Annotated in this window: 18 protein-coding genes; 14 read left to right on the top strand and 4 right to left on the bottom strand. The window is 43.7% G+C overall.

The window, feature by feature from the left end:
• Nucleotides 1-39: 39 nt before the first annotated feature.
• Entirely contained in the window at nucleotides 40-816 is a 777-nt protein-coding gene (nfsA, locus tag AC506A_RS05200) for an oxygen-insensitive NADPH nitroreductase (RefSeq protein WP_495459903.1), read from the bottom strand.
• A gap of 153 nt (nucleotides 817-969) precedes the next feature.
• On the opposite strand from nfsA, the gene AC506A_RS05205 reads away from it, so the two are divergent.
• From AC506A_RS05205 to AC506A_RS05215, 3 genes are all read left to right on the top strand, one after another.
• Nucleotides 970-1,473 (top strand): MarR family transcriptional regulator, encoded by a 504-nt coding sequence (locus AC506A_RS05205; protein WP_495459904.1) that lies wholly within the window; start codon nucleotides 970-972, stop codon nucleotides 1,471-1,473.
• 79 nt (nucleotides 1,474-1,552) lie between these two features.
• Nucleotides 1,553-2,053: an LURP-one-related/scramblase family protein gene (locus tag AC506A_RS05210; protein ID WP_495459905.1), complete on the top strand. Its 501-nt coding sequence runs from the start codon at nucleotides 1,553-1,555 to the stop codon at nucleotides 2,051-2,053.
• A gap of 217 nt (nucleotides 2,054-2,270) precedes the next feature.
• The gene (locus tag AC506A_RS05215; protein WP_495459906.1) at nucleotides 2,271-2,990 is read left to right on the top strand and encodes a tetratricopeptide repeat protein; all 720 of its coding nucleotides are present in this window, start codon (nucleotides 2,271-2,273) and stop codon (nucleotides 2,988-2,990) included.
• A 46-nt stretch (nucleotides 2,991-3,036) separates the two neighbouring features.
• Here the strand turns inward: AC506A_RS05215 and AC506A_RS05220 are convergent, their stop codons facing one another.
• Nucleotides 3,037-4,293, bottom strand: coding sequence for a M48 family metallopeptidase (locus AC506A_RS05220; RefSeq protein ID WP_495459907.1), 1,257 nt, complete (start codon nucleotides 4,291-4,293; stop codon nucleotides 3,037-3,039).
• Between the two features lie 223 nt (nucleotides 4,294-4,516).
• On the opposite strand from AC506A_RS05220, the gene AC506A_RS05225 reads away from it, so the two are divergent.
• The 3 genes from AC506A_RS05225 (at nucleotide 4,517) to AC506A_RS05235 (ending at nucleotide 8,854) form a co-directional block, all read left to right on the top strand.
• Complete coding sequence (locus AC506A_RS05225; RefSeq protein ID WP_495459908.1) at nucleotides 4,517-5,911, top strand: MFS transporter; 1,395 nt, start codon at nucleotides 4,517-4,519, stop codon at nucleotides 5,909-5,911.
• A 147-nt stretch (nucleotides 5,912-6,058) separates the two neighbouring features.
• Nucleotides 6,059-7,648 carry a spore germination protein gene (locus AC506A_RS05230; RefSeq protein ID WP_495459909.1) on the top strand — a complete coding sequence of 530 codons (1,590 nt, stop codon included), beginning with the start codon at nucleotides 6,059-6,061 and terminating at the stop codon, nucleotides 7,646-7,648.
• Between the two features lie 27 nt (nucleotides 7,649-7,675).
• Entirely contained in the window at nucleotides 7,676-8,854 is a 1,179-nt protein-coding gene (locus AC506A_RS05235; RefSeq protein WP_495459910.1) for a Ger(x)C family spore germination protein, read from the top strand.
• Nucleotides 8,855-9,069: 215 nt separating this feature from the next.
• On the opposite strand, the gene AC506A_RS05240 is transcribed toward AC506A_RS05235, so the two are convergent.
• Nucleotides 9,070-10,176, bottom strand: coding sequence for a GerAB/ArcD/ProY family transporter (locus AC506A_RS05240; protein ID WP_495459911.1), 1,107 nt, complete (start codon nucleotides 10,174-10,176; stop codon nucleotides 9,070-9,072).
• Between the two features lie 180 nt (nucleotides 10,177-10,356).
• Between AC506A_RS05240 and AC506A_RS05245 the strand changes: the two genes are divergently transcribed.
• From AC506A_RS05245 to AC506A_RS05275, 7 genes are all read left to right on the top strand, one after another.
• Nucleotides 10,357-10,929, top strand: coding sequence for a TetR/AcrR family transcriptional regulator (locus tag AC506A_RS05245; RefSeq protein WP_495459912.1), 573 nt, complete (start codon nucleotides 10,357-10,359; stop codon nucleotides 10,927-10,929).
• A 68-nt stretch (nucleotides 10,930-10,997) separates the two neighbouring features.
• A complete protein-coding gene (locus tag AC506A_RS05250) occupies nucleotides 10,998-11,321 on the top strand; it encodes an NIPSNAP family protein (RefSeq protein WP_495459913.1) in 324 nt (107 codons plus the stop codon).
• Between the two features lie 167 nt (nucleotides 11,322-11,488).
• Entirely contained in the window at nucleotides 11,489-12,226 is a 738-nt protein-coding gene (locus AC506A_RS05255; protein WP_495459914.1) for an SDR family NAD(P)-dependent oxidoreductase, read from the top strand.
• Nucleotides 12,227-12,301: 75 nt separating this feature from the next.
• Nucleotides 12,302-12,853, top strand: a complete 552-nt coding sequence (locus tag AC506A_RS05260; protein WP_495459915.1) for an NAD(P)H-dependent oxidoreductase — start codon at nucleotides 12,302-12,304, stop codon at nucleotides 12,851-12,853.
• A complete protein-coding gene (locus tag AC506A_RS05265; protein WP_495459916.1) occupies nucleotides 12,850-13,485 on the top strand; it encodes a DsbA family oxidoreductase in 636 nt (211 codons plus the stop codon). The genes AC506A_RS05260 and AC506A_RS05265 overlap by 4 nt, the downstream gene beginning before the upstream one ends.
• A gap of 16 nt (nucleotides 13,486-13,501) precedes the next feature.
• Nucleotides 13,502-13,738 carry a tautomerase family protein gene (locus AC506A_RS05270; RefSeq protein WP_495459917.1) on the top strand — a complete coding sequence of 79 codons (237 nt, stop codon included), beginning with the start codon at nucleotides 13,502-13,504 and terminating at the stop codon, nucleotides 13,736-13,738.
• 194 nt (nucleotides 13,739-13,932) lie between these two features.
• On the top strand, nucleotides 13,933-14,379 hold the full coding sequence (locus tag AC506A_RS05275) for a WGxxGxxG family protein (protein WP_495459918.1): 447 nt from the start codon (nucleotides 13,933-13,935) through the stop codon (nucleotides 14,377-14,379).
• Between the two features lie 67 nt (nucleotides 14,380-14,446).
• Here the strand turns inward: AC506A_RS05275 and AC506A_RS05280 are convergent, their stop codons facing one another.
• The gene (locus AC506A_RS05280) at nucleotides 14,447-14,818 is read right to left on the bottom strand and encodes a hypothetical protein (protein WP_495459919.1); all 372 of its coding nucleotides are present in this window, start codon (nucleotides 14,816-14,818) and stop codon (nucleotides 14,447-14,449) included.
• Nucleotides 14,819-15,230: 412 nt separating this feature from the next.
• Between AC506A_RS05280 and AC506A_RS05285 the strand changes: the two genes are divergently transcribed.
• Nucleotides 15,231-15,500 (top strand): CPCC family cysteine-rich protein, encoded by a 270-nt coding sequence (locus tag AC506A_RS05285; protein WP_495459920.1) that lies wholly within the window; start codon nucleotides 15,231-15,233, stop codon nucleotides 15,498-15,500.
• Nucleotides 15,501-15,545: the final 45 nt, after the last annotated feature.

A 15,545-nucleotide genomic window follows, 5' to 3' on the forward strand; every position in this document is an offset into this window, starting at 1 on the left:
GCCAACAGGCCTGAACCGTTTATCTATCCAACGGCTTGCTTAACTCACATTCATCCCTTTGCTTTGAATGTATTCCGTCATGCCGGCAAGAGAGATTTTCAATGTAAGTTTCTCAATATGTTTACGCGACCAACTGTCCATACGATTGTTCTCGCTGCGGGTTTGGTAATATTCGTTCATGTCGCGGTCGTAGGCTTCGATGCGCTCCTGCTGTTCAGTAGCAGCAGCGTAGCGGTTCTCGAAGTAAACGGCCTCAAGGGGCAGACGCGGCTTCAATTCCGGCTGCTGATCCGGAACGCCTACTGCAATTCCGAAGAGAGGGGTCACATATTCCGGAAGCCCAAGCATCTGATCAAGACGTACAATATCTTTCTTCACCGCTCCCATAATCACGGTGCCAAGCCCGAGTGATTCTGCCGCAAGAACGGCGTTCTGAGCAGCAAGCGTGGCGTCAACAATTGCGATTTGGTATGCCATGGAGCTTTCCAGCATGACCTTCATGTCTTGCTTTTCTTGTTCATCTGCCATTACAGTGAGTCGCTGAAGATCCGCGCAGAAAATAAACAGATGACCGTTCTCTTCGACATACGGCGTTCTCGTAATTTCCCGCAGCTCGCGTTTCAAAGCGGGATCCGTAAGTCCAATGATGGAATAAGCCTGCATAAAACTCGAAGATGCAGCCATCTGGGCAGCACGGACAATCGTTTCCACCTGCTCGCTCGTTAACAGTTCATCTTTGAATTTACGTATCGAACGGTGATTCATGATCGTGGATAATACCTCATTCGCCAATTGGTTGGATGCAATGTTATTCATGTTAGTTCCACTCCTCTGAAGTTTTTGTTTCCTGGAAACAATATAACTTACGGTAGGTCTGATGTCAATAATGTTTCCCGGAAACAATTTTACATAGCTCGCTGGGATTTGCTATAATGAGTTTAAACGAAGAAGAAGGCGGCGTTATGGATCATGAAACAGAAGCATGACGAACAGCTTTTACAAGAGGTTTTTGATGCATTCAGACAGTTTGCTATAAAGATACAGCAAGAAGACGACGAGGAGGGAGCATGGTTGCTCTCGCAGTGTCCCGATGTGCATGTACAGGACAAATTGAAAGAAATGACGCCTATGATGCTCCATGTATTGGATGGCATTGGTAAGCTTGGCCGGGCGAATGGCAGCGCTTTGTCCAGCCAATTCGGATTTCCGAAGGGGACTGTCTCGAAGGTCACTAAGCGCCTTGCGACACTTGGGTTGATTGTAATAGAATCGCTACCGGGCAATAAGAAGGAACTTTATTTCCGAATTACGCAGATGGGTGAAACAATTTATGAACTTCACGATCTGCTTGAAGAGCGTATTAAGCTGGGAGCGGCGCGGTTCTCGGCGGACTACACGCCGGAGCAGCTGATGTTTGTTCGAGATTTCATGCATAAATTAAACACAAGTTCATTTGTCCAACTTGAAGAGTAGGACGCGAAATGCATCATATGATCTCCTTTATTAGATGTTGTTATCGAAGATCCTTTAACAAACAGAGGAGGCGAGTACGGTGAATTTATATTTCAGGGATAATTTCTTCAATTCTGGTGTGACGGAAATTCTTAATGATCAGGAAGAGAATGTCGGTCATCTGGATTTGAAGAGCGCTTTCGGCTCTGCGATTGAAGTATTTGGACAGAATGATCAGCTGCTGTGTGCTGGAAGTTTTCCTTTCTTCTCCGGCAAATGGGAGGTTAGCGAAGCGAACGGGGAGCAGTTAGGCGTTCTGAGAAGCAGATTTACTTTCTTCACTAAGAAATTCACGTACGAAACGGAGGGACGAGGCAGCTACGAGATCATTTCTCCGGCATTCTCCAAGGAATATGATATTACCGACGAATCCGGGACGTTGGTTGCCCGTTTTGAGCAAGTAAACGGTTGGTTTTCATCCGGCGCTTTTCTACTTAGCAATCAAAGCGAATATTTGGACTCATACGAGCTTGTAGCGGTAATTATGGGCATGCATGCGATTCAGAAAAAGCAGCGCGCGGCAAGCAATGCTAACATATAAGATTCGAACATAAAATTGCGAACAGGCCGCATTGGATGCTTAATCTGATGCGGCTTTTTGTGTACGGTTTGATATCATGTGTGAGTTAGAAAAGGGCTTTTGGAAGGAATTTCCTATATTTGAATTTTCATAGTTATGCTTAAATAGAGAGATATTGGTCCAGAGGAAATTTCAGCGATGGACGAATGAAATTGCATCTAGAGAATGAGGGACGATCGTGATTCGACTTGCAAGGGGAATTTCTTACGTACTTGTACCTGTAGGAATAAGTTTATTGACGGGCTGCTCGTATTTGAAAAATGAGAATTCAGAGGAACAATTCAAAATAATGGAGGCTAATAATACTGCTGCCCATTTCTTGAATAATGGCAAATATTCGGAAGCGATGGAACCTCTTAATAGAGCTTTGCAGAACATTTATGAGTTACATCCAGACCTAGTTCAATTGGAGAAAGAAACTTTCGCACCATCCTATGCAGATGATACGTTTAACAATTTAAGTATTGCTTATTATGGCATGGGTGATTACGATACTAGCTTAGCTATGGTGAAGAAAGCGATTCTTGCATTGCCAAATACGGATTTGGAGTATGTAAGTCAGGGCAATACTTTAGATGGATTAAACCGTCTTGAAGAGGCGCTGGATAGTTACAATGAAGCGATTAAGCTTGATCGGGATAGTTATTATGCGTACTTTGGCAAAGGATCGATTGAATACCGCCAAGAGAAATACAAGGAAGCACTACAGGATATTGATACTTATTTAAGCTATATGAACAATGACATGGATGCGGCGGAACTCAAGCTGAATACTCTCTTCGCAATGGATGCTATGACGGAGGCAGCTGCATATGCGGAAGAGCTGCTGCAATCTAATCCGGATAATGAGAATGCTATCAGACTACACTCGAAAGTGTTAGAGAAAACCACAGAATAAGAAGTACAAAGACCGAGCTCGAATACGCTCGGTCTTCTTGGCACGACTATAAGTACCAAGCACGGTAGTCATCCAATAATCTTCTTTGGATCACGTGCTCAAGATGTGCAAACTCCTCATTCAACTGTGCGATAAAAGCATCGTCCGGAAGTAACAGTGGGTGTTCGATCAGGTGTCTCTTCAAGTTTTGAATGCGATACATGGTCGGTGGATGGGTGGAATCGAGCTTCACGGCACTAGACTCGCTAATCTTAATAATTCTTTGCTGTTCCTTCTCAGGTACATTGGCTACAAATTTGCGTAATTCTTCGAACAACTCCGTTGAATATCGATGTTGAGCGACCTTTTCCAGTGTCATCATGTAAGTTGGGGAAAAATGGAGTTTACCTAATGCCGATATGGCCGCATCTGTTCCGACAACACGGGCTGCCGAGAGATCAGCGAAATATTCAGCACGTTGGCCTTCTTTCCAAATAGAGAGACCCAGCAGAAAATAACAGTAATATACAATATCCGCTAATCGTCTGCGAACGAAGACAATGATAGAATGGAACGGTCCGAAAAGTTCAGTATAGTCCGAAACAGGGAATAATAAACGATAACAGGAGCCAAGCGTATTCATCGCTTTCCGAACAATGAGCTTCCTTGTCATATCGCGATTCGCGTGATGACCTAATTCATGTGCAAGGATAGATATCTTTTCTTGGATAGTCAATATCGAGAAGAGCGGAACACCAATACCAACTACGGTTGTAGATCGAAAGCGTGATCGGGCTGCATAGGCGTTATATTCGTAATTGGCGGAGACAGAGTTTACTTTGGGAGCATCTAGACAGTCCGAGATTTCATCCACAAGGCGATACAGCGCAGGATATTCGTGTCGCACTACTTTCATTTTTACCCGTTTTTCTCTAGAAGGCAAGAAGAGCAAAATACTGAAGAAGAGCAGGGGCACCCCAATTACCAAATCACCTAACATCTCAGACCAAAATATTTTATACAGCGAAAAAAAGAACATCCAGATTGTTGCAAGGTGCAGGAAAATGGAAAACACATACGCACTGATGGTACCTACCGTGATGGGATGCTTAAATGTTGTGACGTCATCCAAACCGTTGTACAGGTTGTCGGAAGATTGAACCCCGAGGCGAAACTGAAATCGGTCAAATAAAGAAAAGGATTCCGTTCTAACCCATAAGGGGTGGATGTTATAATCACATTGCTCGCACCATGTCACGTATCCGGCGATAACTGGCATTTGATGATTACATTCCGGGCAATGTTCATATGTAGCTTCAGGCATTCTTATTCTCCTAAGGATCTGTAGTGATTAACACAGATCTTATTCGACAAGATGCGACGAAGTCCTTTAAAGACATTCTGGCAAAAATTATTCTTTACTGATCGTTCTCAAAATGATAAGATCACATTGAGCTGTGGCGGCGAGATGATCAAATCTTTTTTACAATTCAAGAATGATCGTTCCCAAACGAATCGAATCAACAACCACACGGGAGGTTATATATATGAGTAAAACAATTACGAGCTATTCGCCGCTCGAACAGCTGTCTGCTGCAACCGAGAAGAAGTCGTTGACCAATGAGAATTTCGTTACGTTCATGCTTGGATTTACAGTCGTATTAGTTATTATGAACACCATGATGTTCAACCTGGCACTACCTAAGGTTGCTGAACAATTTACGCTCGCTACTTCAACTGCGTCATGGATCGTTACAGGATATTCGATCGTATTTGCTATTGCGTCGATAACCTACAGCAGGTTATCCGACATTCTACCGATCCGTGCTTTATTTATTGCGGCGCTGCTGTCCATAGGGGGAGGTTCATTACTTGGCTTGTTTAGCGATGGATTCGGCTTGCTGCTTGTGGCTAGACTCATTCAAGCATCTGGTGCAGGTGCAATTCCATCACTCGGTATCGTGCTTCTAACTCGCTATATTCCTTTGTCCCGACGCGGCAGAGCCATGTCGATTATGCTGGCTTCGACTTCTCTGGGTCTAGGACTTGGCCCTGTTATCGGCGGGTCTGTCGTGCAATATTTGGGCTGGCATTTCCTATTCGTCATTACCGGCATCACACTGCTGCTCATTCCGGTCTTCCTGCGTATGCTGCCTTCTGAGAAAGCTGTAGGTGGTTCCTTTGACGTGCTTGGCGCTTTACTGATCGGGATTGGAACGACATCATTGCTGCTATTCCTAACATCGAAGAGCTTGTTAGCACTCGGCATTGGCATAGTTGCAATCATATTGTTTGCGCTGCGTATCCGAACTGCCAAGAATCCATTCGTAATGCCCGTACTGTTTAGTAATAAATCTTACTTGGTATTAGGAGCAGTAGCCATTGGAGCCTATATGGCTAGCTTCAGCTTCTTGTTCCTGGCACCTCAAATGTTGTCACACATTTACGGATTGACGCCGGGAGCTTCAGGATTAGTATTGTTCCCTGCCGCAATATTGGCTATGCTTGTCTCGAATCGGGTAGGTCGTATTATTGACCGGTACGGCAATGGATCTTTGATTCGATATATGCCTTGGCTGCTTCTATTCTCAATCGTATTGCTGGCGCTGTTCGCAACACATTCTTATATCGCCCTTGGTGCTATCTTTATATTGACGAGCGTCAGTTTCACCGCCATCTCCAGTTCGGTGTCAAACGAGATGTCACGATTGCTTCCGAAAGAATTAATCGGTTCCGGAATGGGACTATTTCAATTAATGCAGTTTATTAGCGGGGGATTCAGTGTGGCACTCTCGGCCAGTGCACTTGCTTGGCAGTATGATTTGCCGCAAGTCCGTGCCTTCGATCATATAATCTGGGGAATGGTATTCGTTGCAGTGCTTTCTATCGTGAGTTCTTCTATATACCGTTGGCTAAAGAAGTATGATTCGACTGAGAAATAAGTTCATTCCCAAAGCAACTGACCTATACCCATAGGTTCAGTTGCTTTTTTGGTGCTGCTTATCTCCTTAACCTTCGGAAGCCTCAGCATATTATTGCCGAATAATGGGAAGATAGATATATCGAATTTTCATTAGGAGGCTCATTCCGTGAAGAGGTTTAGGAAGTGGATACAACGCGAACCCAGGTATCCAACTATACCGGAGGATCACTCCGAAACTGAAGAGTGCGCCAGGTTAACGATGGATTTAGAGCAAAATGAAATGACTTTCAAGCGCATCTTCGACAAAAGCAATGATATCATATTCCGTACTATTCGTTTGACTGATCAGAATCAATGGATTGTCATCTTCCTTGCAAGTCTAGTAGATGAGGAGCTAATCGACAAACATATCTTGCAGCCATTGATCGCCAGAAGGGATCATCAAGAAGGGGTCAAGGTACCTGCAGAGGCTTTGGATGATCTTATGATCACTGCTGCAAGAACGAGCTTATCCTGCATCGTATCGGATATTGTTCACCAGATCGTAGACGGTCATGCGATCGTGCTGACGAGAGGCGACAACAATGCGTTAATGATCAAAGTGAACGGCTGTAATCAGCGCAGCCTTGAAGAGCCTTCCTCCGAGCCTGTCATACGCGGTCCAAGGGATGGGTTCATCGAGAATATCGCAACGAATATTGGTTTAATTCGACTCAGACTGAAAACATCACGGCTCAAAATGGAATCCGTTACGATTGGGGAACTATCTCAAACCACTGTAGTCATTAGTTACATCGTTGGTATTGCTGCTGAATCTATTATTGAAGAGGTGAGGAAGAGGGTATCTCGGATTAAGATCGATGGCGTCCTCGATTCAGCATATATCGAAGAGTTCATCGAGGATTCTCCATATTCTCTATTTCCGCTGGTGCACAGTACAGAACGGCCTGATGTGGTTGCTGCTGAGCTGCTGGAAGGGAAAATTGCCATTCTTGTGGATACAAGCCCATTTGTATTGATCGTTCCCATGACATTCTGGACCGGACTGCAAGCTAGTGAGGATTATTATGTTCGCTGGCCAGTCGCGACCTTCGTGCGTTGGATCCGATTTATATTTATCTTCATCGCCATATTTGCGCCTCCCCTTTATGTTGCCGTAACGACGTTCCATCAGGAAATGATTCCGACGAATCTCGTGCTGAGCATTGCCGCCTCCAGGGAGTCTGTTCCGTTCCCGGCTCTGATTGAAGCCTTGTTGATGGAAGTCATCTTTGAGGCATTGCGAGAGGCGGGGATTCGCTTGCCGAAGCAAATCGGGCAAGCGGTAAGCATAGTAGGTGCATTGGTTATCGGTCAATCTGCCGTGCAGGCAGGGATTATTTCAGCTCCTGTCGTCATCATCGTGTCGATCACGGGTATCGCTGCTTTTACAATCCCGCGGTACAGCTTTGCAAATGGAATCCGGCTACTTCGATTTCCGATTTTGTTCCTGGCCGGTACGCTGGGCCTCTACGGCATTGTACTGGGATTTCTGGGCATTTTATTGCATGTTACAGCGCTTCGTTCGTTTGGCGTTCCCTATTTTGAACCAGTTGCGCCCCTTACCTTCAGCAGTCTGAAGGACGTCATTATCCGAACACCAATTTGGGCGAGAACCCCTCGTCCGCCGTCAACAGGAATGAGCAACCCGGTCCGTCAGGCTGATGATCAGAAACCAAGCCCCTCCCGAGGAGACCGGCCTTCCGAAAGTAACTAGCTGACTCGAAGTGACGGAGAAAGGGACATGAATTTGAAAAGGAAACCTATCCTATGCATCGGTCTGTTATTCACCGTATTGATCACAAGTGGTTGCTGGGACCGAACCGAAATCAATGACCTTGCATTCATATTGGGATCGGCATTTGACATCACGGAAGAAGGGGATGCATTACTTTCCTTGCAGATCGCTATTCCTTCTTCTGGTATGGGGGAAAGCGGCCAGCAAGAAAGGTTTTTTGTTCTATCCGCTACTGGGAGGAATGCAAATGAAGCGTTTCAGAAGCTTCAAAATCAGAGCTCACGAAGATTATTTACATCCCATCGCAGCGTTATCTTCATTAGCGAGGCATATGGCAGACATGGGATTAACGATATTCTGGATGTTTTCACGCACGATCCACGCCAACGTTTGAAAACCTACATGATGGTGGTACGAGGGGGAAAAGGACAGGAAGTACTGCGTACGAAATACCCCTTTGAACATGTGCCAACCGAAGCCGTCAAGGAAATGGAAGGTTTGGGAGGGAATTTATCGGCAACGCTTCGAGACTTCTTTATAGAAGCAACAAGCGAAGGTATCAACCCTGTTATGGGTGCAATAGAGGAGGATATACATTCGACCTCTCTCAAAGGAAGCAAAAACAAATTATTCAGCCTAATGGGTTCAGCCGTCTTTAAGGAATTAAAAGTAGTTGGTTTTCTAGATCAAGATGAAACAAATGGATTGTTGTGGGCTACCAATCGGATGAGAAATGGAAGAGTCACTGCTTATTTACCACAGTACGGTGAATCGGTCGGCGTTATAATTGACCATGCGAAGCGAACAATCACTTCACATGTAAGCGGAGATGAAATCAAAATCAACATTCAGGTGCAAGGACAAGCAAGTTTAGTCGAGAATAATACGCACTTGGATGTAAGCAGGCCGAACAACCTTAAGATTGTCCAGAAGGCGATGGAGAAAGTGATTGAATTGCAAATCCGTAAAGTACTGGCTAAAATCCAAAAGAATTACAAGGTTGACAGTATTGGTTTCGGACAAGAAATCTACCGTAACCATCCGAAAGAGTGGAAAGTGCTCAAAGACCAATGGGATCGCAGATATCCCGAAGTGGAAGTTTCGATTCGTGCTAATCTGAAGATTAACGGGGCTGGGATGGCTGGTGCTCCACTACAATTGAAAGAAAAGGATATCATTAGATGATGGTGCAAATAGCGGGGTATGTACTTCTATTGTCGGTATGGGCCATTGTTAAAATGAATGCCCTGCGAAGTCAGCAAAAAGTTAAAGAAGCAGTAGTTTACGGAAGTATACTGAGCATTTCCGCTATCGTAGGTTCTATCTTAATGGCAAGGATTAATATCCCTAGCTTCACGGAACCGGCTAGAATGATTTTCGAACCTATTGTGAAAATGCTGCTAAAGCAGTGATTGGCGTGCACTTCGTTTGATGGAGTCAATCAGTAGTAATAACAACGGCAAGAAACTTTGGTTGAAGAAGGCCAAGAGCGGGAAAGTGAAGGCGAGATAATTCGTAAGCTCTGACCCGTTCTTGAAGATCCATACAGAGCCCACGAGTGACATCAAGGATACTGGTAAAACGATATCACGATAATTTCGGATTCCGAAGAGATGACTTACGCACAGACATAAGATAAACAAGCAAATGGCGACCTTTACGAAACATCCCATCACCCAAATGGATACAGCGACTGCCTCCAATCGTTCAAATGATCCTGTTATGCCTATATATTGAATGACACTTAAGAAAGAATAGGTCAATTTGCCTGTGAGAGGACCAAGTACCGTAATGGTAAGCAATACAATGGCTACGATGATTACGAAAATGGTGGTAAGAGCGATTAACGATACTTTGCGTGCTTTCTCAGGTTGATTCAAATAAGGGTATAGCCAGCCCAAAATAAAGAATTGATTCATAAATCCGCCAGCCGGACTGACAGCTCCTTGTAGAACGGGGACTATGCCATCTCCCATAATGGGCTTTAATTGATTGAAATCGCCTATGCTGGCAGTCAAGACTAATAGAGGCAGTAAAGAAACCAAGATGATAATACTAATGAGTTCATTGCATCTTGCGATAACTTCAATACCGGTAATTACAGCTATCGCACATAGGACTAAGAATGTTAGACTTCCGACGATATGTGGGCTTTGCGGTAACAACAGCGTACTTACAAAACCTACATGCTGCATGGTTATCGTTGTTATGGATACATACCAATAGTAGATGTAATTGATTCCCAGCAAAGCGCCTAACCATTTGCCGACGATTTTGGAACTATACTGGGTAATCGTTAATCCCGGATAACGTTTCCCGAGTGTAATCATCACCCAAATACTAAGCAATCCAGTCAAGCAGGCTGGGAAGAAGGACATCCATGCATTTTGTTTTCCGAACATGACCATGATTCCGGGGACCGTCAAGATAATCGTAGAAATGACAAATGTAATCAGTAAAAAGCCGAGCTGGGTTCCAGTGACCTGTTCTCTTGTTTGTACTTTCATAAGCTCGAACTCTCCTTACTGACAATGGTTGTTCCAAGTATTTACAACGAAAGAACGAGATATACAAGTTATCGGCTGCATCGGTCGGAAGCATATTTAAATCCCGATTCGAGCACGATAGATAATACCGCCTGAAATTTCCGGGTTGATTTATGATCTACTAAAAGGTAGAATAACCTCATGAACAAAAACACAAACACAGCAGAAGCAATTCTGGATGCCGCTGAGTCCATGGTAATGGAATCCGGATTTAACGGATTTAGCTACGCACACATTGCCGAGAAAGTCGGAATTCGTACTGCAAGTATTCATTACCATTATCCGAGTAAGGAGGATTTGGGAGAAGCGTTAATTAAGCGATACCGTGATAATTTCATTGCCTTCATCACAAAGGTCGATGGAGAATCACAGAACAGTTTAGACAAGTTGGTCAAGTTTATTGAACTGTATCGCACTGGACCTGCAGACAATTATCGAACCTGTCTGGGAGTTATGTTATCGACTGATCTAACTTCGTTATCTGACAAAGCTCGAGAAGGGGTTGCGGGATTCTTTGAAATTAACCTAGAATGGTTAACACAGGTTTTGGAGAACGGTCGCCAAGAAGGAAGCCTTCGATTGGTTGGTCCCGCTGCTACTCAGGCTCATCAGCTATTCGCTGCTGTGCAAGGGGCTCAATTAATAGCAAGGAGCTTTAAGGATATGCAGCGATATGACACGATTGCTGAAGGAATATTATCCGCTTTAAAGTAAAAAATAAAGCGGATCTTTTTTAAACTATTAATCTACCTAGTAATAGGTCAAAGGGAGGAATCATTTCTATGTTATATGAATTGCGTGATTATCATATTATGCCGGGTAAAATGCAGGCTATCCAAGATCGATTCAGAGATCATGTTATTCAGTTATTCAGTAAACATGGCATGAAAATTACGCATTTCTGGGAAGACGCCGATTCAGAGAAAAATCAGCTTTATTATATTGTTGAGCATGAGAATATGGAGCTGCGAAACGTGAATTATGAACGGTTCCGTAATGACCCCGAATGGCTCGAATTGAGACGTGTTACAGAGGCAGACGGTGCATTGGTAGCGAAACAAGAAAGCATTTATATGAAGAGTGTCGGCTATTTCGAGAACAACTAATGCAGTCGAATAGTACCTGAATTTTCCGTTGATTTTCTATCTACTAAAAGGTAGAATAAGCTCATGAACAAAAACAACACGCATAGCTAAATATTAGTTTGGACGAAGAGAAAGAGATTTAATTAACCCAATAAACTACCTATCAATAGGTTGAAGGAGATAAAACAATGAACATGCAAGGTAAAGTAGTCATCATCACAGGTGGAAGCAGCGGAATTGGCAAAGCAACAGCAATGGAATATGTGAAGCGTGGGGCGAATGTCGTTATTAATGGACGCCGCGAAGACACACTTGCTGCGGCCGTGAAGGAAATTGATCCTACAGGTATGCAGATCGCTGCAGTTGCCGGCGATATTTCTGATCCTCAAGTAGCCGATCGTGTTATCTCTACTGCACTGGATAGATTCGGACGTATTGACACGCTGGTTAACAATGCAGGTATCTTCCTTGCAAAACCATTTACAGAATATACGGATGAAGATTTTGCAAATGTAGTTTCGATTAATATGGGTGGCTTCTTCCAAATTACACGACGTGCGGCAGCTGAAATGCTGAAGTCCGGAAGTGGCCATATCGTGAGCATTACTACAAGCCTTGTAGATCAACCGATTGCTGGAGTTCCTTCCATCTTAGCTTCGCTGACTAAAGGCGGCTTAAACTCCGCTACGAAGTCTCTCGCAATTGAATATGCAGATAAGGGAATTCGTGTGAACGCAGTAGCACCAGGCATCATTAAAACGCCAATGCATGCAGCAGAAACACATGATTTCTTGAATAAGCTGCATCCAATGGGCCACATGGGGGAATCGAGCGACATCGTGGATGCAATCCTTTACTTGGATTCGGCACATTTCGTAACAGGAGAAATCCTACACGTAGATGGCGGTCAGAACGCAGGCCGTTAATACAAGTTAAGCAAATAGACAATTATTGTATGTCCTAATCATCAAACAAAACCAATACGAATGGAGATCATAAATATGAAAACACTAGTCATTATTACACATCCAAATATGGAACAATCCCGAGTAAACCGTGCATGGCGTGAAGAATTGCAAAAGCATAGCGAAATCACGATTCACGAATTGTATAAGGTTTACCCAGACGAGAATATCGACGTTGCGAAGGAACAGGCACTAATTGAAGCTCATGACCGGATCATTTTCCAATACCCGCTATTCTGGTACAGCACGCCGACATTGCTGAAAAGATGGTTTGACACCGTCTTGCAATACGGCTGGGCATATGGACCGGATGGCAGTAAAACTGAAGGGAAAGAGATTGGCGTTGCCATCTCGACCTATGGTTCTGAAGCTTCGTACCAACCAGATGGAGCCAATCGCTACACACTGGAAGAAATTTTGCGACCGATCGACGCACTTGCTCATTTTATCAGCGCGACCTATTTACCTCACTTTGCACTAAGTGACGTGTCTAATCTCTCCGATGAACGCTTAGCACAAAGCAAGGTCGATTATATTCGTCATATCAAAACGGTTCAGCCCGTAAAGCAAGCAGTGACTGCCAAATGAATCATGTAATCATTGATGTCTATTTCGATACGATATGTCCATGGTGCCGAATGGGAACAACGAGTCTGCTATCAGCTGTAGAACAAATGCCGGAGGACACGAAGGCCACTGTTCGGTGGCACGCTTACCAACTTAACCCTGATATCCGTCCAGAAGGGGAAGACTATCGCAAAGTTATGATCGGCAGATTAGGCGGAACTGCTCAATTCGAAGCAAGAATGAAACAATATAACACGACTGGCGCTAACTTTGGCCTTCACTATAATATGGATCTCGTCAAATATACACCGAATACTACCAAGTCCCATCAGTTAGTTGCAATTACTCCAGCACATCTGCAGGTGCAATTGATTGAGGCGCTTTACAAGGCTTATTTTGAGGAAGGTATAGATATCGGCAATGTGGATGAGCTTGTTCGCATCGCAATGGCTTCGAAAGTAACAGATGATGCGGATGAATTGAAAAGACGCTTAATCAGTGGCGAGGGAATCGATAAAGTTGAAGCCGGACAACGTAATGCTCAGAGGTTAGGGGTCAGAGGAGTACCTTACTTCATTATTAATGAGAAGGTTAGTCTGTCCGGGCTGCAGTCACCAGATGAATTCATTAATGTGATTAAACAAACCAGCTAATAAGGGGAGAACAGACATGCCAATCGTAACGATCCAAGTGACGAAAGAAGGTACTGCGCCAGATCGTCAGTCTATTACAGCAGAAGAGAAGGCAGCACTCATTAAAGGTGCGAGCGAGCTTATGCTGAGCGTTCTTAACAAGCCTTTCGAAGCGACCTTCGTTGTCATTGAAGAGGTTGACACCGATAATTGGGGCTGGGGTGGACTACCAGCGTTAGAATACCGCCAGCAGCTTGCAGCTAAGAAGAAGTAATCAATACCAATCGTAATGCGAACGCAAACCCAGTGCCGACTAAGCACTGGGTTTGCTGCGTTTACATACTAATGATTCCTCAACCAACAAATGGGTTACCAGCAGAAAGCAAGAATGGAGCGACTCGATTAAGGAGAAAACAAACATGTAGCTTATTTTCATTATGTCATTAAACTTGTGGAGGTTGTGAATCCGTGAAAAAAGCAATCGCTAGTGCAGCTGTGTGTGTAACTTTGTCTGCCATGTTTGCATTTCCAGCCATGGCAAATACTTCGATGAGCAATGTTGATACGAACCGAAGCCATTCAAGTATGTATGGAAACGGTAATTTAAACGGGACACCTGGCGCTACCGGTACACCAGATGTTTATGGAATTCCCGGCACGCCTAGGACGTCTACTGACATGAATTTGAACAATACGAACAGGACAAGAAATTATTATAGCAACAATGCCAATATGAGTCCTTACAGAACAATGACCAACAAAACCATATCCGGTGGTGCGGGTTTGACGAATAACCTGCGTGCCACAGCAGTAGACACCAATGATAACGATTTCGATTGGGGATGGCTGGGCTTGCTTGGTTTGCTCGGTCTTGCCGGATTACGCAGTCGCTCAGGTGAACGCGATCGCGCTTAATAAGCACTAATTTGTAAAAAATGGCTACCGAAAGTCGGTAGCCTTTTTCGAGAAATGAAACTTCTTGTTACAAAGCAGGACTAAGTGCAGGAATAAAATTGAGTTCCGACTGGGTAAAAGCCTGATCTTCGACTAGATTACCGAATTCGTTTATTCCGACAACAGTTAACAAAGCATTAACCAAGGAAAGATTAAGTTGTACTTCATAAGCAACATTGCCTGCAATAAAAAACTCGCGAACATCAAACGAATTTGCAGGTAGAGTATACGAAGTAAGATACGCTGTATAGAATAGACTCGAATCAACGGAAGCGAATATTTCGACCATAACTGTAACCGGATTTACCAAATCCAAATTTCTTGTACTTACGACAATATTAGAAGAAGCTGTACCAAAATCTCTGGTATTTGTTACGATACCCGTAGAAAATGAAGACATGTTCTTTTCACTCCTTTCTTCATAAGACATGCTCTATTCTATGAAAATGAATAAAGCTTGTTACATATAATGGAAAATGAAAATACATATTCTTATTGAGCTTAAATTTGCTTCTCTTAGTTCTCAATTATCGACAAGAGGCATTATTATGAAGCGCGCAAGCAGCCTTAAAGAAATTTACGAGGAAAGACTTCCCTTATACATGAAGTATAGTGGTTTAACATTCGATTGCTCGAATAAAGATATCGAGCAGTGTATAGGTGAAATAATAGCGATTATACAAGATCGTTAATGCTATTAACTATAGCAGCTGCAGTTGGATGAATGACCGCGTAAATCGCGGTTTTTTTATTATTATTTTCTGCTGAAAGGAAATACTAACGCAGCTAGAACGTGTGATGGAGCGATGCGAATGACTCAAAAATATACATGTCCATGTTGTGGGTATCAGACCTTGGACGAACAACCAACAGGTACGTTTGAAATATGTCACATCTGTTTCTGGGAAGATGATGGGGTCCAGTTTCATGATCCCGATTATGAAGGCGGAGCGAACGAGGTTTCTTTAAAACAAGGACAACAAAATTACCTTGAATTTGGAGCATGTGAAGCACGGTATAAACAATTTGTCATTAAACCCACACCACATGATGTCTCTGATCCCAACTGGAAACCTTATTAACTGTGTCCCGGATTGACAAGGTTAAACACACTCATGTCATTGGTC

The sequence above is a fragment of the Paenibacillus sp. N22P23 genome (assembly GCF_059383735.1).